The organism is Pseudomonas xantholysinigenes (assembly GCF_014268885.2).
Lineage (GTDB): Bacteria > Pseudomonadota > Gammaproteobacteria > Pseudomonadales > Pseudomonadaceae > Aquipseudomonas > Aquipseudomonas xantholysinigenes.
This window is the reverse complement of record NZ_CP077095.1, coordinates 5,338,836-5,362,353: the sequence shown is the minus strand read 5'-3', so window position 1 is coordinate 5,362,353 and position 23,518 is coordinate 5,338,836. Positions and strand designations below refer to the sequence as shown.

Here is a 23,518-nt window from a genome sequence, read left to right as displayed (position 1 = left end):
CGATTTGATCACGACCGAGGGCCGCAAGTTCCCACTCACAAAGGGGATTTATTACTTATCCACAGACCCGTAGGACCTCTTCGAGGCTGGTGCGGCCTTGAGCGACCTTGTCCCTGCCATGCCGTTGCAGATCACGCAGACCGTCTACCACGGCCTGTTGCCTCAAGGCCGCGAGGTCGCTGGCGGGGCTGATCCGCTCGCGCAGGCTGGCGCTGACCTCAAGCAGTTCGAATAGCCCGGTGCGGCCATGGAACCCTGTACCCCGGCACTGCTGGCAGGCCTGGCCTTGCCGAGCCCCGCCGTTGCGGCAAAGAGGGCACAACGTGCGTACCAGGCGTTGGGCCATGACCCCGAGCAGGGTGGCCTTGATCAGGTAGTCGGCCACGTCCAGCTCCAGCAGGCGGGTGATCGCGCCACAGGCATCCTGGGTGTGCAGGGTCGACAGCACCAGGTGCCCGGTGAGCGCCGCCTGCACGGCTACCTGGGCGGTTTCGCGGTCGCGGATCTCGCCGATCATGATGATGTCCGGATCCTGGCGCAGCAGGGCACGGGCGCCGCTGGCGAAGTCCAGCTCCAGGCTGGGCTGGACCTGCAACTGATTGATCATGGGCTCCAGGCGCTCGATCGGATCCTCGATGCTGCACAGGTTCACCTGGGGGCTGGCCAGGTGCCGGAGGCTGGCATAGAGGGTGCTGGTCTTGCCCGAACCGGTCGGGCCGGTCACCAGCAGCATGCCCTGGCGCCGTTGCAACAGGGTGAGCCATTGCGTGAGCAGCGAGCCTTCCAGGCCCAAGGTTTCCAGGCTGTCGTGCTGCTGCTGAGGGTCGGACAGGCGCAGCACCAGTTTTTCGCCAAACGGGGTGGGCAGGGTGGACAGCCGCAGTTCGACCTCGGCCCCGCCGGCCAGGCGGGATTTCAGGCGGCCATCCTGTGGCCGGCGTTTTTCGGCGACATTCATGCGGCCCAGGTGTTTCAGGCGACTGACCATCGCCAGGGTAACGCCCGCCGGAAACGCATACACCGCATGCAGCAGGCCATCGATGCGTAGGCGTAGCTGGCCTTGGTCCCGGCGAGGTTCCAGGTGGATATCACTGGCGCGCTGTTCGATGGCGTACTGCAGCATCCAGTCGACGATGTGCACGATATGGGCATCGTCCGCGTTGGCCTGGGGTTGCTGGGCACCCAGTTCGAGCAGTTGCTCCAGCTCGCCCAGGCGTACCGACTGCCCCTGGCCCGCGCCTCGCACCGACTGGGCCAGGCCGAGGAAGGTCGGACGCAGTTGGCGGATCTGCCGGGGCGTGGCCAGTACCCGACGCACGGTCTTGCCCAGGCTGCGGCCCAGGTCGGCTTCCCAGTCCGATTGGTAGGGCTGGGCACTGGCGACGGTGACGCTGTGTTCGTCAACGGCCACGGCGAGGATGCCATGGCGTTGGGCGAAGGCTGCCGACATCAGCCCGGCGATGCGTACCAGGTCGACTTGCAGGGGATCTATCGTCATGAACGGTTGGCCCACTCGTTCGGCCAGCCAGCGGCACAGGGCCTCCAGGTCCAGCTGGCGGCCAGGGTGGCGTGGGTCTGGCTCGGCAAGCTCGGCGATCAACTCCAGGGGATGATCGGCGGGGCGCGCCTTGGCCCGCTCGAGTGCGGCAAGGGCCGTGCCGGGGGCGATCAGCCGTTCGGCGAGCAGGGCGTCCAGCAGGTGATTGAGGTCGAGGTCATGGTGGTCATTGGCGAGCATGGGGGCGTCCTGGCCGGGCTGCGAAGGCCTGGGCAAGGCTAGCCGGGCGGGGACGTCAGTGTCGGAGCAAAGGATTTCCGGACGTTACCCGCACCAGGTTTCAGCGGCTGGCGACCTCCACCAGTTGTGGCAGGTTCGCCAGGCAGACCTCGCTGACGCAGACCAGGTTGCGCAGTTTCTGGGCGATCACCTCGGCGCGGTGCCAGCTCAGGCCGCCGACGCCGATCGCCACGTCCAGCAGGTCGTCGCGCTGGCTCACGTTGACGCTGTGGGGGGTGAGGAACTGCAGGGCGAACAGGTTGAGCACACGGCACAGGCTGTCCGGTTCGGCATCGGCCTGCAAACGGTAGTGCACGGTGCAGTGGACAGCGTTGGCGGCCCAGGCATCGAGGCGGGGCGAGATCAGGGGGCGTTCGAGTGCGTTCATGCTGGGTCTCCGCGGAAGTGGAGAAATTCTTGCAGCTCGCGCGGGGCATTTCTTCGCTATGATTCAGGTATTTCGGTTATTTGCGAATTGTTTAATTCGTTAAAAGTTATTTTGGAGGATTATCAATGCTTGGCGAGTTGGACGCTTATGATCGGCGCATTCTGGAACTGCTGCAGGAAGACGCCTCGTTATCCAGTGCGCAGATCGCCGAGCGTGTAGGCCTGTCGCAGTCACCTTGCTGGCGGCGTATTCAACGCCTGAGGGAGGAGGGGGTGATTCGTGGGCAGGTGACGTTGCTGGATCGCAAGAAGGTTGGGCTCAATACGCAGATCTTCGCCGAGGTGAAGCTCAATGCCCACGGGCGTTCGAACTTCGCCGAATTCACCGAGGCGATCCGCGGCTTTCCTGAAGTGCTGGAGTGCTATGTGCTGATGGGCGCGGTGGATTTCCTGCTGCGCATCGTGACCTCGGATATCGAGGCGTACGAACGGTTCTTCTTCGAAAAGCTGTCGAACGTGCCGGGGATTCAGGAAGTGAATTCGATCGTGGCGCTGTCGGAAATCAAGAGCACCACGAGCCTGCCGTTGGGGCGCTGAGCGCGAACACAGCCCGTAGGAGCCGGCCTGCCGGCGAACAGCGGCGAAGCCGGTGCCATCCACCGCGTGGCTCCTACAGGTTGGGTTGCGCCATCAGGCCTTGAGCAGGTGCTTCCAGGCGCGGTTCTGCTCGATGGCGCGGGCCTGCTCGATGCGTGCTTCCAGCAGCTCGCTCTTGTCTTCCTCGCCCAGCGGTTGCTCGGCCAGTTGGTGCAGCTTGTTCAGCTCACCATACAAGCGGTCCAGCTGCGGCAGCTCGAGCACCTGGCGGGCATGGTGCAGCCAGGCCTGGATGCCTTCGATGCGTGGTAGTTGCTCGGCCAGGTCCTCGGGGCGTTGCACGTAGAGCGGCAGCTTCAGGGCGCGGGCTTCCTCGCCGAGCTGGTGCTGTAGCCAGCTGGCCAGCTGCGCCTTGCCCTGGCGCTCGCCACGGCCCTTGCGCTCAACGGTCCAGGCCCGCGCGGTCAGCCAGCGTGCGGTTTCCAGCGAGAACTGGCCCCAGCGTGGGTCCTCCAGCTCTTCGGCGAACTGCTCGGGGGCGGCGCGACGGATGTCTTCGTCGTCGTTGCCGGCCTGTACCAGCGGGCGCCAGTCTTCCAGCAGCGCGTCGAGGCTGGCGCGCAAGGCCCGGGTGGTCGGACGCGGCGCGGCCTGGCCCAGGCTCGCGGTCAGGGCGCGCAGTTCGGCCAGGTTGTTCACCCAGTCCTGCAGCAGGCGCCAGTGGCCATTGTGGCGATATTGCTCGGCCAGGCGCTGGCTGCCGCCCAGCAGTTGCCAGGCCAGGGCGGCGTAGGCGTCGTCCAGCGGCATCTCGGCGTCCAGCTCGGTGCCCGGCAGGCCCAGCTCGTAACTGTCCGGGTCGAGCAGGCGGTAGCCGCGCTCGGCCTTGCTGATGTCGCAAGGCATCAGCGCCAGGCTCGCCGACAGCTCGGCGGCCAGCTCCAGCAGCGCCTCCGGTGCGCCCTCGCGCAGTTCGAGTTCCAGCTCGCAGATTTCTTCCTTGCGCTTGCCGGCGATGACAAAGCCCTGGTCGATGGCCGCTTCGATCACTACCTTGGCCTTGCCGCGGCCCCAGGCGATCTCGGCGTACTCGCGGGTGAAGTCGGTGGTGAACAGCGGCTTGATGGTCTTCTTGTCGAGCCCGGCCAATTGTTCGGGCCAGCAGGTGGCGTCGAGCTTCTTCAGGTCCAGCTTGACCTTGTCCAGCGACCATTCGTACTCGTTGCGCTCGGACAGCCCGGCCACGCTCTGGCCGCGGCACTTGAGGGTCTGGATGATGGCCTCGCCGTCACGGCGCAGGCGCAGGGCGACACGGGCGGCGGACAGGTCGCGCTCGGGGGTGTCGAAGTACTGGTTGAGCAGTTCGCGGGTCTGCCAGCCGGACTTGTTGCGCTTCTTCAGCAGGGGGTGCTCGCGCAGGGCGGCAAGGGTCTCGCGGCTGGCGCGGAGTTTGAGTTCGGTTTCTTTGTGCATCGCGGGCTCGGAAGGAGGGGCATCGTTGTCGGGCAGTCTACCGCACTTGTGCCAAGAGAATTCTGTGGATTGCCAGGTAAAGGGGCCTCATTGCTATGATGCCCTTCATGCTTTCGAGGAGTTCGTGCATGCCGTTGCCGTCGCTGAAAGACCAGTTCGCCGCCCTGATCGCCACGCCCTCGGTCAGTTGCACCCAGGCCGCGCTGGATCAGTCCAATCGCCCTGTCATCGACCTGCTGGCCGGCTGGCTCGGCGATCTGGGCTTTGCCTGCGAAATCCAGCAGGTCACGCCCGGCAAGTTCAACCTGCTGGCCAGCCGTGGCACCGGCCCGGGCGGCCTGGTGCTGGCCGGGCACAGCGACACCGTACCCTACGATCCACAACTATGGAGCAGCGACCCGCTCAAGCTGACCGAGGTCGATGGCCGCTGGGTAGGGCTGGGCAGTTGCGACATGAAAGGCTTCTTCGCCCTGGTCATCGACGCGGTGATCCCGCTGCTCGAACACGACTTCAAGCAACCTTTGCTGATCCTCGCCACCTGTGACGAAGAAAGCTCCATGTCCGGCGCCCGGGCGTTGGCCGAAGCCGGCCAGCCGCTCGGCCGGGCAGCGGTGATCGGCGAACCCACCGGGCTCAAGCCGATCCGTATGCACAAAGGCATCCTCATGGAGCGCATCGATATCCTCGGGCGCAGTGGCCATTCGTCGGATCCCAGCCTGGGGCGCAGCGCCATGGAGGCCATGCACGCGGTGATGGGCGAGTTGATGGCACTGCGCCTGGGCTGGCAGGAAAAGTACCGCAATCCCCAGTTCAGCGTGCCTACCCCGACCCTGAACTTCGGTTGCATCCACGGTGGCGACAACCCCAACCGCATCTGTGGCCAGTGTGCCCTGGAGTTCGACCTGCGACCGCTACCAGGCATGGATGCAGAGCCGTTGCGCGCCGCCATCCGGGCCAAGCTGCAACCGCTGGCCGAGCGTCATGACGTGCGCATCGACTACGCGCCGCTGTTCCCAGAGGTGCCTGCATTCGAACAGGCCGCCGACAGCGAGCTGGTGAAAGTGGCCGAACGTTTGACCGGCCATCGCGCCGAAGCAGTGGCCTTCGGCACCGAAGCGCCTTATCTTCAGCAGCTTGGCTGCCAGACCATCGTGCTCGGCCCGGGCGACATCGCCTGTGCCCACCAGCCTGGCGAATACCTTGAAATGTCACGTATCGAGCCTACCGTGCGTCTATTGCGTGAGCTGATCCGGCACTATTGCCTGAGCTAAACGTCCACTGACCTGATTCGTTTCTGCCTAGAGGAGACCGCGCGTGACCGCAAGCCTGTTCCGACGATGACTTTCGAACGTTGTGCGCCTTTTCGTTCTCCGTTCACTTATCCACAGGCCCTGTCATGCCCGATTACGTCAACTGGCTGCGCCATGCTTCTCCCTACATCAACGCCCACCGCGACTGCACCTTTGTGGTCATGCTGCCGGGCGACGGCGTTGAGCACCCGAATTTCGGCAACATCGTCCACGACCTGGTACTGCTGCACAGCCTCGGCGTGCGGCTGGTGCTGGTCCACGGCTCGCGCCCGCAGATCGAAAGCCGCCTGGCCGCCCGCGGCCTGACCCCGCACTACCATCGCGGCATGCGCATCACCGACGCGGCGACGCTCGATTGCGTGATCGACGCGGTCGGCGCTTTGCGCCTGGCCATCGAGGCGCGCCTGTCGATGGACATGGCGGCTTCGCCGATGCAGGGTTCGCGCCTGCGGGTGGCGTCCGGCAACCTGGTGACCGCACGGCCGATCGGCGTGCTCGAAGGGGTCGACTACCACCACACCGGCGAAGTGCGGCGGGTCGACCGCAAAGGCATCAGCCGCCTGCTCGACGAACGTTCCATCGTGTTGTTGTCGCCGCTGGGCTATTCGCCCACCGGCGAGATTTTCAACCTGGCCTGCGAGGACGTCGCCACGCGCGCGGCCATCGAGCTGGGGGCCGACAAGCTGCTGTTGTTCGGCGCCGAGCCGGGCTTGCTGGATGAGCGGGGGCAACTGGTGCGCGAACTGCGTCCACAGCATATCGGCCCGCACTTGCTGCGTTTGGGCAGCGACTATCAGGGCGAATTGCTCGATGCCGCCGCCGAGGCCTGCAAGGGGGGCGTGGCGCGCAGTCATATCGTCAGCTATGCCGAGGACGGCGCGTTGCTGACCGAGCTGTTCACCCGTGGTGGCGGTGGCACCTTGGTATCCCAGGAGCAGTTCGAGGTGGTGCGTGAGGCGACCATCGACGATGTCGGTGGTTTGCTCGACCTGATCAGTCCGTTGGAAGAGCAGGGCATCCTGGTGCGGCGTTCTCGCGAGGTGCTGGAGCGTGAGATCGAGCAGTTCAGCGTAGTCGAGCGCGAGGGCATGATCATCGCCTGCGCGGCGCTGTACCCGATCGCCGATTCCGAGGCGGGGGAGCTGGCGTGTCTGGCGGTTAACCCGGAGTACCGTCATGGTGGGCGTGGCGACGAGTTGCTCGAACGCATCGAGACGCGGGCGCGACAGTTGGGGTTGAAGACCCTGTTCGTGCTCACGACCCGTACCGCGCACTGGTTCCGCGAACGAGGCTTTGCGCCTTGTGGTGTGGAGCAGCTGCCGGCGGCGCGGGCTTCGCTGTACAACTACCAGCGTAATTCGAAGATTTTCGAGAAATCCCTGTAAGCCTGTACCGGCCTCTTCGCGGGCAAGCTCGCTCCCACAGGTACTGCACAGGCCTTGGGGCTGGCGCTATACCTGTGGGAGCGGGCTTGCCCGCGAAGCAGGCGACACCGAACGGAATGAAAAACGCCGCCCTTGTGGGCGGCGTTTTTATTCACACGGTATGCAGGTACCAGTTGTACTCGAGGTCGGAGATCGAGTGTTCGAACTCCTCCAGCTCGCTCTCCTTGCACGCGACGAAGATGTCGATGTACTTCGGATCGATGTACTTGTTGAGGATCTCGCTGTCGTCCAGCTCGCGCAGGGCATCGCGCAGGTTGTTCGGCAGGCTCTGCTCCAACTGCTCGTACGAGTTGCCTTCGATCGGCTCGCCCGGCTCGATCTTGTTGACCAGGCCATGGTGCACGCCGGCCAGCACGGCCGCCATCAGCAGGTACGGGTTGGCGTCGGCGCCGGCCACGCGGTGCTCGATGCGCACCGCGTCCGGCGAGCCGGTCGGTACGCGCAGGGCCACGGTACGGTTGTCCAGGCCCCAGCTCGGTGCGTTGGGCACGTAGAACTGGGCGCCGAAACGGCGGTACGAGTTGACGTTGGGGCAGAGGAACGCCATCGAGGCGGGCAGGGTCTCGAGCACACCGCCGACAGCGTGACGTAGCGCGGCGTTCTGCTCGGGATCCTCGCTGGTGAAGATGTTGTTGCCATCTTTGTCCAGCACGGAGATGTGTACGTGCAGGCCGTTGCCTGCCTGGCCCGGATAGGGCTTGGCCATGAAGGTGGTGTCCATTTCATGGTCGTAGGCGATGTTCTTGATCAGGCGCTTGAGCAGCACCGCATAGTCACAGGCCTTGAGCGGGTCGGCAACGTGGTGCAGGTTGACTTCGAACTGGGCCGGGGCGCTTTCCTTGACGATGGCGTCGGCGGGGATGCCTTGTTCCTTCGCGCCTTCGAGGATGTCTTGCAGGCAGTCGGCGTATTCGTCGAGGTCGTCGATCAGGTAGACCTGGGTCGACTGCGGGCGCTTGCCCGAGATCGGCGAGCGCGGCGGCTGCGGGCGGCCGTTCACGTTCTCCTGGTCGATCAGGTAGAACTCCAGCTCGAACGCGGCGCAGATGGTCAGGCCGAGCTCGTCGAACTTGCTCACCACTTGGCGCAGCACTTCACGAGGGTCGGCGAAGAACGGCTCGCCTTCGATCTCGTGCATGGTCATCAGCAACTGGGCGGTCGGGCGTTTCTGCCACGGCTCATTGCAGAGTGTGTCTGGGATCGGATAGCAGATGCGGTCGGCATCGCCGATGTCCAGGCCAAGGCCGGTGCTTTCGACGGTCGAACCGTTGATATCCAGGGCGAAGAGGGAGGCCGGCAGGTTGATGCCTTTCTCGTAAACCTTGTGGAGGCTGGTGCGCTCGATGCGCTTGCCGCGCACCACACCATTCATATCTGCAATCAGAAGGTCAACGTAGAGAACCTCAGGATGTTCCTTAAGGAACGCGTTCGCTTCGTTAAGCTGAACGGCACGCGGGGGTACCGACATGATGCAACACCTTTGTTGTTAAAAATATCAATCAAGGGGGGCTTGCAACCCCAGTCAATCGGAAAGACCAGGTGAAGTCAAGCCAGCCCCATGATGCCCTTAAATGGCACATCTACGGCAGATTTGCCGCATATCGGGGCGTGCCATTATCCGCTATTTTCGTCCTGAAGGGTTATCCCGAGCAGGCCGTGTTTTATTTTTTACGGAGGAGTTGTGTAAAAAAATGAACGAGGCTAAGCTCGGTCACAACCCAGAACACAATAATACGAGGGTCACATGGTCCGCCTGTCGAGACCTGCCAGCACCGCATGCACGGTGCGTTCAGGTACATCTCCCGGTTACCGTCCGGTCATTGCACGCCTGCCCGAACAGGGCGCCGCGCTGGCCGCAATAATTGACGGTTCGCCTAAAAAGGCCATACCTCGTAACGCTTTAGCGCCGCACCTCCTTCCTGTCAGCCTTTCGCTTCGTGCCCGTGGCCACGCTCATCGCGTGCCTGCGCTGCCGCCCTGCGCGAGGGGTTTTGCTTTAGCCAGCGACACCATCCAGAATCAAGGCGCGGGCCTGTCCAGGCCCCTCGGCGCCGTGCGCGCCGACTTTGCCCGACGCCTGGCGTCAGTGGCGGCCGGTTCTGTGCAACCGGGCCACATTACCTCCTGAGGTATTTATGAGTACCAACCTCGACCAGCTCACCGATTGGTTGAAAGAGCACAAGATCACCGAAGTGGAATGCCTGATCAGCGACCTGACCGGCATTACCCGCGGCAAGATCTCGCCCACCAACAAGTTCATCGCCGAGAAGGGCATGCGCCTGCCCGAGAGCGTGCTGCTGCAGACCGTGACCGGCGACTACGTCGACGACGACATCTATTACGAACTGCTCGACCCGGCCGACATCGACATGATCTGCCGCCCCGACGAGAACGCGGTGTACCTCGTGCCCTGGGCCATCGAGCCAACCGCCCAGGTGATCCACGACACCTACGACAAGAAGGGCAACCCGGTCGAGCTGTCGCCGCGCAACGTCCTGAAAAAAGTCCTCAAGCTCTATGCCGACAAGGGCTGGCAGCCGATTGTCGCGCCAGAGATGGAGTTCTACCTGACCAAGCGTAGCGAAGATCCGGACTTCCCGCTGCAGCCGCCGGTGGGCCGTTCCGGGCGTCCGGAAACCGGTCGCCAGTCGTTCTCCATCGAGGCCGCCAACGAATTCGACCCGCTGTTCGAGGATGTCTACGACTGGTGCGAACTGCAGCAACTGGACCTCGACACGCTGATCCATGAGGACGGCACGGCGCAGATGGAGATCAACTTCCGTCACGGCGACGCGCTGCACCTGGCCGACCAGATCCTGGTGTTCAAGCGCACCATGCGCGAGGCCGCGCTCAAGCACAACGTGGCCGCCACCTTCATGGCCAAGCCGATGACCGGCGAGCCGGGCAGCGCCATGCACCTGCACCAGAGCGTGGTCGACGTGGCCACCGGCAAGAACATCTTCAGCAATGAAGACGGCAGCATGAGCGCGCTGTTCCTCAACCATATCGGCGGCCTGCAGAAGTTCATCCCCGAGGCGTTGCCGCTGTTCGCCCCCAACGTCAACTCGTTCCGCCGCTTCCTGCCCGACACCTCGGCGCCGGTGAACGTCGAGTGGGGCGAGGAGAACCGCACCGTCGGCCTGCGCGTGCCGGATGCCGGCCCGCAGAACCGCCGTGTCGAGAACCGCCTGCCGGGCGCCGACGCCAACCCTTACCTGGCCATCGCCGCCAGCTTGCTGTGCGGTTACATCGGCATGGTCGAGGGCATCGAGGCCAGCGCGCCGGTACAGGGCCGTGGTTACGAGCGACGCAACCTGCGCCTGCCGCTGACCATCGAGGACGCCCTCGAGCGCATGGAGAACAGCCGGGCGCTGGAGCAGTACCTGGGCAAGAAATTCATCGCCGGCTACGTCGCCACCAAGCGCGCCGAGCACGAGAACTTCAAACGCGTCATCAGCTCCTGGGAGCGTGAGTTCCTGCTGTTTGCTGTGTGATCAACCCTGAGGCCGCCGCTGGGCGGCCACCGGAAAATGGAGAGGCACATGAGCGTCAACAACCCGCAAACCCGTGAATGGCAAGCCCTCAGCGGCGAGCACCACCTGGCTCCGTTCAGTGACTACAAGCAGCTGAAGGAGAAGGGGCCGCGCATCATCACCAAGGCCCAGGGTGTGCATTTGTGGGACAGCGAGGGGCACAAGATCCTCGACGGCATGGCCGGCCTGTGGTGCGTGGCGGTCGGTTACGGCCGTGAGGAACTGGTGCAGGCGGCAGAGAAGCAGATGCGCGAGCTGCCGTACTACAACCTGTTCTTCCAGACCGCCCACCCGCCAGCGTTGGAGCTGGCCAAGGCGATCACCGAGGTGGCGCCCAAGGGCATGACCCATGTGTTCTTCACCGGTTCCGGTTCCGAGGGCAACGACACCGTGCTGCGCATGGTCCGCCACTACTGGGCGCTCAAGGGCAAGCCGAGCAAGCAGACCATCATCGGCCGGGTCAACGGCTACCACGGCTCCACCGTGGCCGGCGCGAGCCTGGGCGGCATGAGCGGCATGCACGAGCAGGGCGGCCTGCCGATCCCGGGCATCGTGCACATCCCGCAACCGTACTGGTTCGGCGAGGGTGGCGACATGACTCCGGACGAGTTCGGCGTGTGGGCGGCCGAACAGCTGGAGAAGAAGATTCTCGAAGTCGGCGAGGACAACGTCGCCGCCTTCATCGCCGAGCCGATCCAGGGCGCCGGTGGGGTGATCATTCCGCCAGAGACCTACTGGCCGAAGATCAAGGAGATCCTGGCCAAGTACGACATCCTGTTCGTCGCCGACGAGGTGATCTGTGGCTTTGGCCGCACCGGCGAATGGTTCGGCTCGGACTACTACGACCTCGCCCCCGACCTGATGACCATCGCCAAGGGCCTGACCTCCGGTTACATCCCCATGGGCGGTGTGATCGTGCGTGACAGTGTGGCCAAGGTAATCAGCGAAGGTGGCGACTTCAACCACGGCTTTACTTACTCCGGCCACCCGGTGGCGGCGGCGGTGGGCCTGGAAAACCTGCGCATCCTGCGCGACGAGCAGATCGTCGAGAAGGCGCGCACGGAAGTGGCACCGTACTTGCAAAAACGTCTGCGTGAGCTGCAGGACCACCCGTTGGTGGGCGAGGTGCGCGGCCTGGGCCTGCTCGGCGCGATCGAGCTGGTCAAGGACAAGGCCACCCGCAGCCGTTACGAGGGCAAGGGCGTGGGCATGATCTGCCGCAACTTCTGCTTCGACAACGGCCTGATCATGCGCGCGGTGGGCGACACCATGATCATCGCGCCGCCGCTGGTGATCAGCCGCCAAGAGGTGGACGAACTGGTGGAAAAGGCGCGCAAGTGCCTGGATTTGACGTACGAAGCGATCAAATGACGGTCTGCTAGGCTGGCGAGGTGACATTAAGTCGTTACAAGGCCCTGCTTCGGTTGAAACAGCGCCTTGTAACTTGCCAGACTAACGGCTGTTTCAGTCGCCCAGCGCGTGACCCGTGGGACCTGGCTGCTGAACAGATGGCTTGATAATAAATTCTGGAGCATAACGCATGAAGAAAATGGGCAAGACGCTGCTGGCCGCCGCCCTGATGGGCGCCATGGCCACCGCTGTTCAGGCTGAAGACAAGGTGTTGAACGTCTACAACTGGTCGGACTACATCGCGCCGGACACCATCGCCAAGTTCGAGAAGCAGTCGGGCATCAAGGTCAAGTACGACGTGTTCGACAGCAACGAAACCCTCGAAGCCAAGTTGCTGGCCGGCAAGTCGGGCTACGACATCGTGGTGCCGTCCAACAACTTCCTGGCCAAGCAGATCAAGGCCGGCGTCTATGACGAGCTGGACCGCTCCAAGCTGCCCAACTGGAAGAACCTCGACGAAGACCTGCTCAAGGCCGTCGGCGACGCCAGCGACCCGGGCAACAAGCACGCGTTCCCGTACATGTGGGGCTCCATCGGCATCGGCTACAACCCGGAGAAGGTCAAGGCCGCGCTGGGCGTGGACAAGATCGACTCGTGGGACGTGGTGTTCAAGCCCGAGAACATCGCCAAGCTCAAGAGCTGCGGCGTGAGCTTCCTCGATGCACCGACCGAAATGCTCCCGGCCGCGCTGCACTACCTGGGCAAGCCGAGCAACAGCACCAAGAAAGAAGACCTGAAGGCCGCCGAGGACCTGTTCCTGAGCATCCGTCCTTCGATCACCTACTTCCACTCCTCCAAGTACATCGGTGACCTGGCCAACGGCAACATCTGCCTGGCCGTCGGTTACTCGGGCGACCTGGAGCAGTCCAAGGCCCGCGCCCACGAAGCCGGCGACAAGGTCAAGCTGGACTACATCATTCCGAAGGAAGGCGCCGGTACCTTCTACGACATGGTCGCCATCCCCAAGGATGCCGAGCACAAGGAAGCCGCCTACAAGTTCATGGACTTCCTGCTGCAGCCTGAAGTCATGGCCGAGATCACCAATGCCGTGCGCTTCCCGAACGGCAACAAGGCGGCCACCGCTTTCGTCGACAAGGACATCACCAGCGACCCGAGCATCTACCCGCCGGCCGAAGTGAAGAAACAGCTGTACGCGATCGCCGCCCCCGAGGCTGCCGCCCAGCGTGTGATCACCCGCAGCTGGACCAAGATCAAGTCGGGCAAGTAAGCCCGATGCAGGAGCCTCTGGGCCGGGGTTTCCCGGCCTGGGGGACGCTTGAGGCAAATAAGTTTGCGGCATCCACGCCGTGAAGGTAAGTTGCGCGCCGGTTTTGCGTGTGCGGCCGAGGTTTACTGCCCGCAAAGGCACTGATTGTGAGGACCACCCACTTGTCCATTTCTGTTTTTCGCCAGGCCTTGATGGCCGGAGCGGGCCTGACGCTGGCTTGCAGCGTCCAAGCGGCGCCCACGGTGCACATCTACAACTGGTCCGACTATGTCGGCCCCACCACGCTCGCCGATTTCCAGAAGGAAACCGGGATCGAGCCCAAGTACGACGTGTTCGACAGCAACGACACGCTGGAAGGCAAGTTGCTGGCCGGGCGCAGCGGCTACGACGTGGTCGTGCCGACCAACCATTTCCTCGGCAAGCAGATCAAGGCGGGCGCGTTCCAGAAGCTCGACCGTGACCTGCTGCCCAACTACCCGAACCTCGATCCGGCGCTGATGAAGCGCCTCGAGAAGAACGATCCGGGCAACCAGTACGCCGTCCCCTACCTGTGGGGCACCAATGGCATCGGCTACAACGTCGAGAAGGTCAAGGCGGCGCTGGGCGTCGACAAGATCGATTCCTGGGCGGTGCTGTTCGAGCCCGAGAACATGCAGAAACTCAGCAAATGCGGGGTGGCCTTCCTCGACTCGGCCGACGAGATGATGCCGGCGGTGCTCAACTACATGGGCCTGGACCCGAACAGCCAGAACCCCGAGGACTACCAGAAGGCCGAGCAGAAGCTGCAGGCGGTGCGTCCTTACGTGACCTATTTCCATTCCTCGAAGTACATCACCGACCTGGCCAACGGCGACATCTGCGTCGCCGCCGGTTTCTCCGGCGATGTATTCCAGGCCAAGGCCCGCGCCGAAGAGGCGCACAAGGGGGTCAAGCTGGCCTATGCGATTCCCAAGGAAGGCGGCAACCTCTGGTTCGATGTGCTGGCGATCCCCAAGGACGCCCGCAACGTCAAGGAGGCCCACGCCTTTATCAACTATTTGCTGAAGCCTGAGGTCATCGCCCAGGTCAGTGATTACGTCGGTTACGCCAACCCGAACCCCAAGGCTGGCGACCTGATGGACCAGGCCGTGAGGGCTGACGCCGCGGTTTACCCACCGCAGGAAGTGCTGGACAAGATGTTCGTCAATGCCGAGTTGCCACCCAAGGTGCAACGTTTGATGACCCGCAGCTGGACCAAGGTCAAGTCGGGCAAGTAACAATCCAGGCCCGCCAGCGCAGCGGTGGGCACACAAATCTTGTTGGGAGTTTCACTCATGGCAGTTGCCTCCGGTGCCTATAAGAAAGCCCTCGAGGGTGGCCAGCAACCCAAGCAGGTGCTGGTCAAGATCGACCGGGTCACGAAAAAGTTCGACGAAACGGTAGCCGTGGACGATGTGTCCCTGGAAATCCGCAAGGGCGAGATCTTCGCCCTGCTGGGCGGCTCCGGTTCCGGCAAGTCCACCTTGCTGCGCATGCTGGCCGGTTTCGAGCGTCCGACCGAAGGGCGGATCTTCCTCGATGGCGTCGACATCACCGACATGCCGCCCTACGAGCGGCCGATCAACATGATGTTCCAGTCCTACGCGCTGTTCCCGCACATGACCGTGGCGCAGAACATCGCCTTCGGCCTGCAGCAGGACAAGATGCCCAAGGCCGAGATCGAAGCCCGCGTGGCCGAGATGCTCAAGCTGGTGCACATGACCCAGTACGCCAAGCGCAAGCCGCACCAGCTGTCCGGTGGCCAGCGCCAGCGCGTGGCCCTGGCCCGCTCGCTGGCCAAGCGCCCGAAGCTGCTGCTGCTCGACGAGCCAATGGGCGCGCTGGACAAGAAGCTGCGCTCGCAGATGCAGCTGGAGCTGGTGGAGATCATCGAGCGCGTGGGCGTGACCTGCGTGATGGTGACCCACGACCAGGAAGAGGCCATGACCATGGCCCAGCGCATCGCCATCATGCACCTGGGCTGGATCGCCCAGATCGGCAGCCCGATCGACGTCTACGAGACCCCGACCAGCCGCCTGGTCTGCGAGTTCATCGGCAACGTCAACCTGTTCGAAGGTGAAGTGGTCGACGACGCCGAAGGCCACGCGATCATTGCCAGCCCGGAACTGGAGCGCAAGATCTACGTCGGCCACGGCGTCACCACCTCGGTCGAGGACAAGCACATCACCTACGCCCTGCGCCCGGAGAAGCTGCTGGTCACCACCGAGCAGCCGACCTGCGAGCACAACTGGTCGCGCGGCAAGGTCCACGACATCGCCTACCTTGGTGGTCATTCGGTGTTCTACGTCGAGCTGCCCGGCGGCAAGATCGTCCAGTCGTTCGTCGCCAACGCCGAGCGTCAGGGCACTCGGCCGACCTGGGATGACGAAGTCTACGTGTGGTGGGAAGACGACAGTGGCGTGGTACTGCGCTCATGAAACCACGAAAGCTCAAACGAGCCCTCCAGCGCTTGATCCCCGAAGGACGGCACATGGTGATCGGCGTGCCGTTCATCTGGCTGTTCCTGTTCTTCATGCTGCCGTTCTTCATCGTCCTGAAGATCAGCTTTGCCGAAGCCGACGTGGCGATTCCGCCGTACACCGAGATCTACACCTATCTCGAAGGCAAGGTCCAGCTGGTGCTGAACCTGGCCAACTACGGCCTGCTCACCGAGGATGAACTGTACATCGCGGCCTACCTTGGCTCGTTGAAAGTGGCCTTCTTCAGCACCTTGCTCTGCCTGCTGATCGGCTACCCGATGGCCTATGCCATCTCCAAGGCCAAGAAGGAGTCGCAGACCGTCCTGCTGCTGCTGATCATGATGCCGACCTGGACCGCGATCCTGATCCGCGTCTATGCCTGGATGGGCATCCTCAGCAACAACGGCCTGCTCAACAGCTTCCTGATGTGGCTGGGGCTGATCGACCAGCCGTTGCAGATCCTCAACACCAACCTGGCGGTGTACATCGGCGTGGTCTATTCGTACCTGCCGTTCATGATCCTGCCGCTGTACGCCAACCTGGTGAAGCACGACGAGAGCCTGCTCGAGGCCGCTTCGGACCTGGGTTCGAGCACCTTCAACAGCTTCTGGAAGATCACCGTGCCGCTGTCGAAGAACGGCATCATCGCCGGCTGCATGCTGGTGTTCATCCCGGTGGTGGGCGAGTTCGTCATCCCTGAGCTGCTCGGCGGCCCGGAAACCCTGATGATCGGTAAGGTGCTGTGGCAGGAGTTCTTCAACAACCGCGACTGGCCGGTGGCGTCCGCCCTGGCGGTGGTGATGCTGGCGATCCTGATCGTGCCGATCCTGCTGTTCAACCGTAGTCAGGCCAAAGAGATGGAGGGCCGCGCATGAAACGCTTCAGTTTCTCCAAGCTGATGCTGGTGCTCGGCTTGCTGTTCATCTACCTGCCGATGCTGATCCTGGTGATCTACTCGTTCAACGCCTCGAAGCTGGTGACGGTGTGGGGTGGCTGGTCGGTGAAGTGGTACGTCGGCCTGCTCGACAACACCCAGCTGATGGGTTCGGTGATGCGCTCGCTGGAGATCGCCTGCTACACGGCGGTCGCGGCGGTGGCGCTGGGCACCCTGGCGGCCTTCGTGCTGACCCGGGTCACCCGCTTCAAGGGCCGCACCCTGTTCGGTGGCCTGGTCACCGCGCCGCTGGTAATGCCCGAGGTGATCACCGGTCTGTCGCTGTTGCTGCTGTTCGTGGCCATGGCACAGATGATCGGCTGGCCCCAGGAGCGTGGCATCGTCACCATCTGGATCGCCCACACCACGTTCTGCGCCGCCTATGTGGCGGTGGTGGTGTCGGCGCGCCTGCGTGAGCTGGACCTGTCCATCGAAGAAGCCGCCATGGACCTGGGCGCCAAGCCGTGGAAGGTGTTCTTCCTGATCACCATCCCGATGATCGCGCCGTCGCTGGCGGCGGGCGGGATGATGTCGTTCGCCCTGTCGCTGGATGACCTGGTGCTGGCGAGCTTCGTCTCCGGCCCCGGCTCGACCACTCTGCCGATGGAAGTGTTCTCGGCAGTGCGCCTGGGCGTGAAGCCGGACATCAACGCCATTGCCAGTTTGATCCTGCTGTCGGTGTCGCTGGTGACCTTCCTGGTCTGGTACTTCAGCCGCCAGGCCGAAGAGCGTCGCCGCCGGGCGATCCAGCAGGCCATCGAAGAGGGCGCCGCGGCGAACGTCTCGCAGCCGCAAGTACGCCGTCCAGCCCAGGCCACCGCGCAGGCCTGAGCCTTTCGCGGGTAAACCCGCTCCCACAGGGCATGTGTGCATCACAGCCCCTGTGGGAGCGGGTTTACCCGCGAATGCTCCCCACACCGAATCAAAGCCAGACCGCGTCCCAATGCGGATAGTCCCTGACACTGCTGACCAGTCCTGCCCGCAACGGATTGGCAACGATGTACCTGGCGACATGGACCACATTCTCTACCCGGCGCAATGCATGGTCCTGATATCCGCTCTGCCAGATCGGATGATGCCTGACACCAGCCTTGTGTAATTCAAGACTGGAGCGCGACTTGAACCTGCGCATCAGCGTTCCAAGCGTTACCGACTTCAACTCGACCAACCAATGCAGATGATCCGGCATCACCACCCAAGCCAGTGATCGGCAGGCTTGTTCCTGATCTGACCGACGCAGTTGCTGTACGACCAGGCGCGCGTTATGGAAATCCCCGAAGAAAGGTTTGCGTTGGTGGGTGATGCTGGTCAGCAGGTAGAGCCTCCCTGGCTCGGAAAAGCGGCCACGACGCAGCAGATGGGATTGAGCGACAGGCATTCGAGTCATTCCTTGAGAACACATCTCTTCTGAACGGTAGCGGTTGGAGTGAAGTGACTTGGCTGCAGATGGTTTCTGCATGTGGCAAGGGTGATGGCCTCTTCGCGGGTAAACCCGCTCCCACAGGCGCTGTGTGTCCCTCGGCCCCTGAGGGAACGGGCTTGCCCACGAAGAGGCCTCTGCAGCCACCACAAATTCCAACCCAGTACCCTTTTCCCATCCCTGATCTACGCTAACAGTCGCATCCCACGAATCATCTGCGCGCAAGCAAGGAGCCCGAATGACGTTGACACGTCCATCGTCGGTCGTTTGCCTGGGGCTGCTGTTCATGCTTTCGGGTTGTGGCAAGGAGGAGGTCGTCCAGGTGTTGCCCCGGGTCGTGGTGCAACAGGTGCAGCCCACCGACTTCGCCGCCCGGGTCACCCTGACCGGGGACGTGCAGGCACGGGTGCAGACCGACCTGTCGTTCCGCGTGGGCGGCAAGATCATCGCCCGCAGCGTCGATGTCGGCGACCACGTCAAGGCCAACCAGGTGCTGGCGCGCCTGGACCCGAAAGACCTGCAGAACAACGTCGACTCGGCCAAGGCCGAGGTGTTCGCCGAACAGGCCCGGGTCACCCAGACCAGCGCCGCGTTCGTGCGCCAGCAGAAGCTCCTGCCCAAGGGCTACACCAGCCAGAGCGAGTACGATTCCGCCGAAGCGGCGCTGCGCAGCAGCCAGAGCGCGCTCAAGGCCGCTCAGGCACAACTGGCCAACGCCAACGAACAGTTGGGCTACACGGCCCTGGTGTCGGAAGCCGACGGAGTGATCACCGCGCGCCAGGCCGAGGTCGGCCAAGTGGTGCAGGCAACCATGCCGATCTTCAGCCTGGCCGTGGACGGCGACCGTGACGCGGTGTTCAACGTGTATGAGTCCTTGCTGGTGGGCGGGCCCAGCGATGAGGGGGTGACGGTCAGCCTGCTCGACGATCCGCAGATCCAGGCCAAGGGCCGGGTGCGTGAAATCACCCCGACCGTCTCGGCGCAGAGCGGCACGGTACAGGTCAAGGTGGCCCTGCGCGATGTGCCCGCGGGCATGCAGCTTGGTTCGCCGGTCACCGCCGCGACCAATGCCCAGGGCCGGCCCAGCATCGAGCTGCCATGGGCGGCGCTGACCAAGGCGCTGCACGAGCCGGCGGTGTGGGTGGTGGGCGAGGGCGACAAGGTCGAACTGCGCAAGGTCCGGGTGGGGCGTTACCTCACCGGCAAGATAGTGATCGCCGATGGGGTGAAGGGCGGCGAGACCGTGGTGGTCGGCGGCGCTCAATTGCTGCACCCGGGCATGCAGGTGCAGAAGATCGACGTCCGGGATGCCGGAGGTGCGCAATGAACCGCCTGATGATCGTGTTGCCGGTTGCGCTGCTGCTGAGCGCCTGCGGCAGTGACAAGGAGCAGGCCGAGCCGGTCCGGCCAGTGCTCTCCACCCTGGTCGAGCCCCAGGTGCAGGCACAACTGGGGCGCTTTGCCGGGAGCATCCAGGCGCGCTTCGAGAGCACCCTGGGCTTTCGCGTCTCGGGGCGCATCGCCCGGCGCTGGCTCGATGTCGGTGCCCAGGTGAAACCCGGCGATACCCTCGCCACCCTTGACCCGACCGACCAGCAGAACCAGTTGCGCGCCGCCGAGGGCGACTTGGCCAAGGTGCAGGCACAGTGGATCAACGCCCAGGCGGATGCCCGCCGCCAGCAGCAGCTGTACGACCGCGGCGTGGGCGCCCAGGCCCAGCTGGATATCGCCCAGACCAACCTGAAGACCACCGGCGCCGCCCTGGAGCAGGCGCGTTCGGCGGTCAGCCAGGCCCGTGACCAGCTCGACTACAGCACACTGCGTACCGACCACGCGGCCGTGGTCACCGCCTGGCAGGCCGAGGCCGGGCAGACCGTCAGTGCCGGCCAGGCCGTAGTCACCCTGGCCCGCCCGGACGTGAAGGAGGCGGTGATCGACCTGCCCACCTATCTGGCCGAGCAATTGAGCAAGGACCTGACCTTCACCGTCGCCCTGCAACTGGAGCCGAGCATCAGCACCACCGCCACCCTGCGCGAGCTTGAGCCCCAGGCCGACGCCACCACCCGCACCCGGCGCGCCCGGTTGACCCTGGTCAGCACCCCGGACACCTTCCACCTCGGCACCGCCGTCAGCGTGACCCTGAGCTCGGCGGTCAGCCCGCGCAGCGAGTTGCCGCGCAGCGCCCTGCTCGAACGGGACGGCAAGACCCAGGTGTGGGTGGTCGACCCGCAGCAGAAGACAGTCGCCACCCGTGATGTGCAACTGCTCGAGCGCGACCCGCAGCGCATCGTGCTGGCCAGTGGCGTGCAGCCCGGCGAGCGCGTGGTCACCGCAGGCGTCAACATCCTCAAGCCCGGCCAGAAGGTCACCTTCGACGAGGACGCACGATGAAAGGAAGCTTCAACCTGTCCGAGTGGGCGTTGCGGCACCAGTCGTTCGTCTGGTACCTGATGGCCGTCAGCCTGGTGATGGGGGTGTTCTCCTACCTCAACCTGGGCCGCGAGGAAGACCCGTCGTTCACCATCAAGACCATGGTGATCCAGACCCGCTGGCCCGGCGCGACCCAGGACGAAACCCTGCTGCAGATCACCGACCGTATCGAGAAGAAGCTCGAGGAACTGGATTCGCTCGATTATGTGAAAAGCTACACCCGCCCCGGCGAGTCCACGGTCTATGTCTATCTGCGCGACACCACCAAGGGCAAGGACATCCCCGAGATCTGGTACCAGGTACGCAAGAAGATCCAGGACATCAGCGGCCAGTTCCCCAAGGGGATCCAGGGCCCGGGCTTCAACGACGAATTCGGCGACGTCTATGGCTCGATCTACGGCTTCACCACCGATGGCCTGACCTTGCGCCAATTGCGCGACTATGTGGAGCAGGTGCGTGCCGAGGTCCGCGATGTGCCCAATATCGGCAAGATCGAGCTTATCGGTACCCAGGACGAAGTGCTCTACCTCAACTTTTCGACCCGCAAGCTGGCCTCGTTCGGCATCGACCAGAGCCAGGTGATGCAGGCCTTGCAGGCGCAGAACGCGGTGACCCCCGCCGGGGTGATCGAGGCCGGGCCCGAGCGTATTTCGGTGCGTACCACCGGGCAGTTCGCCTCGGAGAAGGACCTGGAAACCGTCAACCTGCGCATCAACGACCGTTTCTTCCGCCTCGCCGACCTGGCCGACATCGAGCGTGGCTACGTCGATCCGCCTTCACCGATGTTCCGCTACAACGGCCAGACCGCCATTGGCCTGGCCATCGGCATGAAGGCCGGCGGCAACATGCAGGTATTCGGCAAACTGCTGCGCGAGCGCATGGACCAGATCACCCACGACCTGCCGGTGGGCGTGGAGGTGCATACCGTCTCCGACCAGGCGGTGGTGGTCAAGCAGGCCGTCGGTGGCTTCACCAGCGCGCTGTTCGAGGCCGTGGTGATCGTGCTGGTGGTGAGTTTCGTCAGCCTCGGGGTTCGCGCCGGGCTGGTGGTGGCTTGCTCGATCCCGTTGGTGCTGGCCATGGTGTTCGTGTTCATGGAGTACAGCGACATCACCATGCAGCGGATTTCCCTCGGCGCGTTGATCATCGCCCTGGGCTTGCTGGTGGACGACGCGATGATCACCGTGGAAGTCATGGTCACGCGCCTGGAAATGGGCGAGACCAAGGAGCAGGCGGCGACCTTCGCCTACACCTCCACCGCCTTCCCCATGCTCACCGGCACCTTGGTGACGGTGGCCGGCTTCGTGCCGATCGGCCTCAACGCCAGCTCGGCGGGCGAGTACACCTTCACCCTGTTCGCGGTGATCGCCGTGGCCCTGCTGGTGTCATGGATCGTCGCGGTGTTCTTCGCCCCGGTGCTGGGCGTGCACATTCTCGACAGCAAGAAGCTCAAGCCCCACGAGTCCGAGCCAGGCCGGGTGGGGCGCGCCTTCGAGCACAGCCTGCTGTGGTGCCTGCGCCACCGTTGGGTGACGGTGATCGGCACCATCGTGCTGTTCGTGCTGTCGGTGCTGGGCATGCGCTTCGTGCAGAACCAGTTCTTCCCCTCGTCGGACCGCCCGGAAATCCTCGTCGACCTCAACCTGCCGCAGAATGCCTCGATCGAGGAAACGCGCAAGGTGGTCGACCGCTTCGAGGCGACCTTCAAGGGCGACCCGGACATCGTCAGCTGGAGCACCTACATTGGCCAGGGCGCGATCCGCTTCTACCTGCCCCTGGACCAGCAACTGCAGAACCCGTACTACGCGCAGTTCGTCATCGTCAGCAAGGGCCTGGAGGAGCGCGGTGGACTGATGCAGCGCCTGCAGGAGCGCCTGACCAAGGACTTCGTCGGTATCGGCACCAACGTCCAGTCGCTGGAAATGGGCCCGCCGGTGGGCCGGCCGATCCAGTACCGGGTCAGCGGCAAGGACATCGACCAGGTGCGCAAGCACGCCATCGACCTGGCCACGCTGCTCGACCAGAACGAACACATCGGCGAGATGATCTACGACTGGAACGAGCCCGGTAAGGTGCTGCGGGTCGAGATCGCCCAGGACAAGGCGCGCCAGCTCGGGCTGTCGTCCGAGGATGTGGCCAATGTGATGAACAGCATCGTCACCGGCGTGCCGATCACCCAGGTCAACGACAACATCTACCTGGTCAATGTGGTGGCCCGTGCCGAGGACAGCGAGCGCGGCTCGCCCGACACCCTGCAGAACCTGCAGATCGTCAGCCCCAACGGCACCTCGATCCCACTGCTGGCCTTCGCCACCGTGCGCTACGAGCTGGAGCAGCCACTGGTGTGGCGGCGCGACCGCAAGCCGACCATCACCATCAAGGCCTCGGTGGTCGGCGATATCCAGCCCACCAACCTGGTCGAGCAGCTCAAGCCGAAGATCGACGCGTTCGCCAGCCAGCTGCCACCGGGCTACGAAGTGGCCACCGGCGGCACGGTGGAGGAGAGTGGCAAGGCCCAGGGGCCGATTGCCGACGTGATCCCGCTGATGCTGTTTCTGATGGCGACCTTCCTGATGATCCAGCTGCACAGCGTGCAGAAGCTGTTCCTGGTGGTCAGTGTCGCGCCCCTGGGCCTGATTGGCGTGGTCCTGGCGCTGGTGCCCACGGGCACGCCGATGGGCTTCGTGGCGATCCTCGGGATCCTCGCCCTGGTCGGGATCATCATCCGCAACTCGGTGATCCTGGTGACCCAGATCGATGAGTTCGAGGAGCAGGGCCTGGCGCCCTGGGATGCGGTGGTGGAGGCGACCAACCACCGGCGCCGGCCGATCCTGCTGACGGCCGCGGCGGCGAGCCTTGGCATGATCCCGATTGCCCGGGAAGTGTTCTGGGGGCCGATGGCCTACGCCATGATCGGCGGCATCATCAGCGCAACGCTGCTGACGCTGCTGTTCCTGCCGGCGCTGTATGTGGCCTGGTACAGGATTCGCGAGCCGCAGAACAAAACCCCGAAGGCCCATTGAGGTGCTGTGGGAGCGGGTTTACCCGCGAATGCGAGGGTGCAGCCACTGCCGCA

The 23,518-nt window shown here is 64.0% G+C and carries 18 protein-coding genes; 13 read left to right on the top strand and 5 right to left on the bottom strand.

Going from position 1 to position 23,518, the window contains the following annotated elements; genetic code table 11:
- Window positions 1-55: 55 nt before the first annotated feature.
- The gene (locus HU772_RS23840; protein WP_186660624.1) at window positions 56-1,738 is read right to left on the bottom strand and encodes a GspE/PulE family protein; all 1,683 of its coding nucleotides are present in this window, start codon (window positions 1,736-1,738) and stop codon (window positions 56-58) included.
- A gap of 100 nt (window positions 1,739-1,838) precedes the next feature.
- Entirely contained in the window at window positions 1,839-2,165 is a 327-nt protein-coding gene (locus tag HU772_RS23835; RefSeq protein WP_186660626.1) for an ACT-like domain-containing protein, read from the bottom strand.
- A gap of 125 nt (window positions 2,166-2,290) precedes the next feature.
- Between HU772_RS23835 and HU772_RS23830 the strand changes: the two genes are divergently transcribed.
- Window positions 2,291-2,761: an Lrp/AsnC family transcriptional regulator gene (locus HU772_RS23830; RefSeq protein ID WP_134688923.1), complete on the top strand. Its 471-nt coding sequence runs from the start codon at window positions 2,291-2,293 to the stop codon at window positions 2,759-2,761.
- A gap of 93 nt (window positions 2,762-2,854) precedes the next feature.
- On the opposite strand, the gene HU772_RS23825 is transcribed toward HU772_RS23830, so the two are convergent.
- The gene (locus HU772_RS23825) at window positions 2,855-4,234 is read right to left on the bottom strand and encodes a CYTH domain-containing protein (RefSeq protein WP_186660628.1); all 1,380 of its coding nucleotides are present in this window, start codon (window positions 4,232-4,234) and stop codon (window positions 2,855-2,857) included.
- 128 nt (window positions 4,235-4,362) lie between these two features.
- On the opposite strand from HU772_RS23825, the gene argE reads away from it, so the two are divergent.
- Both argE and argA read left to right on the top strand, forming a co-directional pair.
- The gene (gene argE / locus HU772_RS23820) at window positions 4,363-5,505 is read left to right on the top strand and encodes an acetylornithine deacetylase (RefSeq protein ID WP_186660630.1); all 1,143 of its coding nucleotides are present in this window, start codon (window positions 4,363-4,365) and stop codon (window positions 5,503-5,505) included.
- A 125-nt stretch (window positions 5,506-5,630) separates the two neighbouring features.
- Entirely contained in the window at window positions 5,631-6,929 is a 1,299-nt protein-coding gene (gene argA / locus HU772_RS23815) for an amino-acid N-acetyltransferase (protein ID WP_186660631.1), read from the top strand.
- A gap of 151 nt (window positions 6,930-7,080) precedes the next feature.
- Here argA and HU772_RS23810 read toward each other — a convergent pair whose 3' ends face one another.
- Complete coding sequence (locus HU772_RS23810; protein WP_186660632.1) at window positions 7,081-8,457, bottom strand: glutamine synthetase family protein; 1,377 nt, start codon at window positions 8,455-8,457, stop codon at window positions 7,081-7,083.
- Window positions 8,458-9,124: 667 nt separating this feature from the next.
- Between HU772_RS23810 and HU772_RS23805 the strand changes: the two genes are divergently transcribed.
- From HU772_RS23805 to HU772_RS23775, 7 genes are all read left to right on the top strand, one after another.
- Window positions 9,125-10,483: a glutamine synthetase family protein gene (locus HU772_RS23805; protein ID WP_186660633.1), complete on the top strand. Its 1,359-nt coding sequence runs from the start codon at window positions 9,125-9,127 to the stop codon at window positions 10,481-10,483.
- A 48-nt stretch (window positions 10,484-10,531) separates the two neighbouring features.
- On the top strand, window positions 10,532-11,893 hold the full coding sequence (locus HU772_RS23800) for an aspartate aminotransferase family protein (RefSeq protein WP_186660634.1): 1,362 nt from the start codon (window positions 10,532-10,534) through the stop codon (window positions 11,891-11,893).
- 169 nt (window positions 11,894-12,062) lie between these two features.
- Window positions 12,063-13,160 (top strand): polyamine ABC transporter substrate-binding protein, encoded by a 1,098-nt coding sequence (locus HU772_RS23795; RefSeq protein ID WP_186660635.1) that lies wholly within the window; start codon window positions 12,063-12,065, stop codon window positions 13,158-13,160.
- A gap of 161 nt (window positions 13,161-13,321) precedes the next feature.
- Window positions 13,322-14,416, top strand: a complete 1,095-nt coding sequence (locus HU772_RS23790) for a polyamine ABC transporter substrate-binding protein (protein ID WP_186660636.1) — start codon at window positions 13,322-13,324, stop codon at window positions 14,414-14,416.
- A 57-nt stretch (window positions 14,417-14,473) separates the two neighbouring features.
- Window positions 14,474-15,616 (top strand): polyamine ABC transporter ATP-binding protein, encoded by a 1,143-nt coding sequence (gene potA / locus HU772_RS23785; RefSeq protein WP_062359856.1) that lies wholly within the window; start codon window positions 14,474-14,476, stop codon window positions 15,614-15,616.
- A gap of 35 nt (window positions 15,617-15,651) precedes the next feature.
- A complete protein-coding gene (locus HU772_RS23780; RefSeq protein ID WP_186660700.1) occupies window positions 15,652-16,533 on the top strand; it encodes an ABC transporter permease subunit in 882 nt (293 codons plus the stop codon).
- Window positions 16,530-17,423 carry an ABC transporter permease subunit gene (locus tag HU772_RS23775; RefSeq protein ID WP_186660638.1) on the top strand — a complete coding sequence of 298 codons (894 nt, stop codon included), beginning with the start codon at window positions 16,530-16,532 and terminating at the stop codon, window positions 17,421-17,423. The genes HU772_RS23780 and HU772_RS23775 overlap by 4 nt, the downstream gene beginning before the upstream one ends.
- A 91-nt stretch (window positions 17,424-17,514) precedes the next feature.
- Here the strand turns inward: HU772_RS23775 and HU772_RS23770 are convergent, their stop codons facing one another.
- Window positions 17,515-17,970 carry an REP-associated tyrosine transposase gene (locus HU772_RS23770; protein WP_186660640.1) on the bottom strand — a complete coding sequence of 152 codons (456 nt, stop codon included), beginning with the start codon at window positions 17,968-17,970 and terminating at the stop codon, window positions 17,515-17,517.
- A 280-nt stretch (window positions 17,971-18,250) separates the two neighbouring features.
- Between HU772_RS23770 and HU772_RS23765 the strand changes: the two genes are divergently transcribed.
- From HU772_RS23765 to HU772_RS23755, 3 genes are read left to right on the top strand one after another with little or no spacing between them, the layout of a single operon-like run.
- Entirely contained in the window at window positions 18,251-19,339 is a 1,089-nt protein-coding gene (locus tag HU772_RS23765) for an efflux RND transporter periplasmic adaptor subunit (protein ID WP_186660642.1), read from the top strand.
- On the top strand, window positions 19,336-20,403 hold the full coding sequence (locus HU772_RS23760; protein ID WP_186660644.1) for an efflux RND transporter periplasmic adaptor subunit: 1,068 nt from the start codon (window positions 19,336-19,338) through the stop codon (window positions 20,401-20,403). The genes HU772_RS23765 and HU772_RS23760 overlap by 4 nt, the downstream gene beginning before the upstream one ends.
- Window positions 20,400-23,465, top strand: a complete 3,066-nt coding sequence (locus tag HU772_RS23755) for an efflux RND transporter permease subunit (RefSeq protein ID WP_186660646.1) — start codon at window positions 20,400-20,402, stop codon at window positions 23,463-23,465. Before HU772_RS23760 ends, HU772_RS23755 begins: the two co-directional genes overlap by 4 nt.
- Window positions 23,466-23,518 lie beyond the last annotated feature (53 nt).

Bases quoted from the DNA above. Each gene is read 5' to 3' on its own strand.
- HU772_RS23840 (WP_186660624.1), bottom strand. From the start codon at position 1,738: ATGCTCGCCAATGACCACCATGACCTCGACCTCAATCACCTGCTGGAC.
- HU772_RS23825 (WP_186660628.1), bottom strand. From the start codon at position 4,234: ATGCACAAAGAAACCGAACTCAAACTCCGCGCCAGCCGCGAGACCCTT.
- HU772_RS23755 (WP_186660646.1), top strand. From the start codon at position 20,400: ATGAAAGGAAGCTTCAACCTGTCCGAGTGGGCGTTGCGGCACCAGTCG.
- HU772_RS23770 (WP_186660640.1), bottom strand. From the start codon at position 17,970: ATGCCTGTCGCTCAATCCCATCTGCTGCGTCGTGGCCGCTTTTCCGAG.
- HU772_RS23830 (WP_134688923.1), top strand. From the start codon at position 2,291: ATGCTTGGCGAGTTGGACGCTTATGATCGGCGCATTCTGGAACTGCTG.
- HU772_RS23760 (WP_186660644.1), top strand. From the start codon at position 19,336: ATGAACCGCCTGATGATCGTGTTGCCGGTTGCGCTGCTGCTGAGCGCC.
- HU772_RS23765 (WP_186660642.1), top strand. From the start codon at position 18,251: ATGACGTTGACACGTCCATCGTCGGTCGTTTGCCTGGGGCTGCTGTTC.
- HU772_RS23810 (WP_186660632.1), bottom strand. From the start codon at position 8,457: ATGTCGGTACCCCCGCGTGCCGTTCAGCTTAACGAAGCGAACGCGTTC.
- HU772_RS23835 (WP_186660626.1), bottom strand. From the start codon at position 2,165: ATGAACGCACTCGAACGCCCCCTGATCTCGCCCCGCCTCGATGCCTGG.
- HU772_RS23800 (WP_186660634.1), top strand. From the start codon at position 10,532: ATGAGCGTCAACAACCCGCAAACCCGTGAATGGCAAGCCCTCAGCGGC.
- potA (WP_062359856.1), top strand. From the start codon at position 14,474: ATGGCAGTTGCCTCCGGTGCCTATAAGAAAGCCCTCGAGGGTGGCCAG.
- argA (WP_186660631.1), top strand. From the start codon at position 5,631: ATGCCCGATTACGTCAACTGGCTGCGCCATGCTTCTCCCTACATCAAC.
- HU772_RS23805 (WP_186660633.1), top strand. From the start codon at position 9,125: ATGAGTACCAACCTCGACCAGCTCACCGATTGGTTGAAAGAGCACAAG.
- HU772_RS23775 (WP_186660638.1), top strand. From the start codon at position 16,530: ATGAAACGCTTCAGTTTCTCCAAGCTGATGCTGGTGCTCGGCTTGCTG.
- HU772_RS23795 (WP_186660635.1), top strand. From the start codon at position 12,063: ATGAAGAAAATGGGCAAGACGCTGCTGGCCGCCGCCCTGATGGGCGCC.
- argE (WP_186660630.1), top strand. From the start codon at position 4,363: ATGCCGTTGCCGTCGCTGAAAGACCAGTTCGCCGCCCTGATCGCCACG.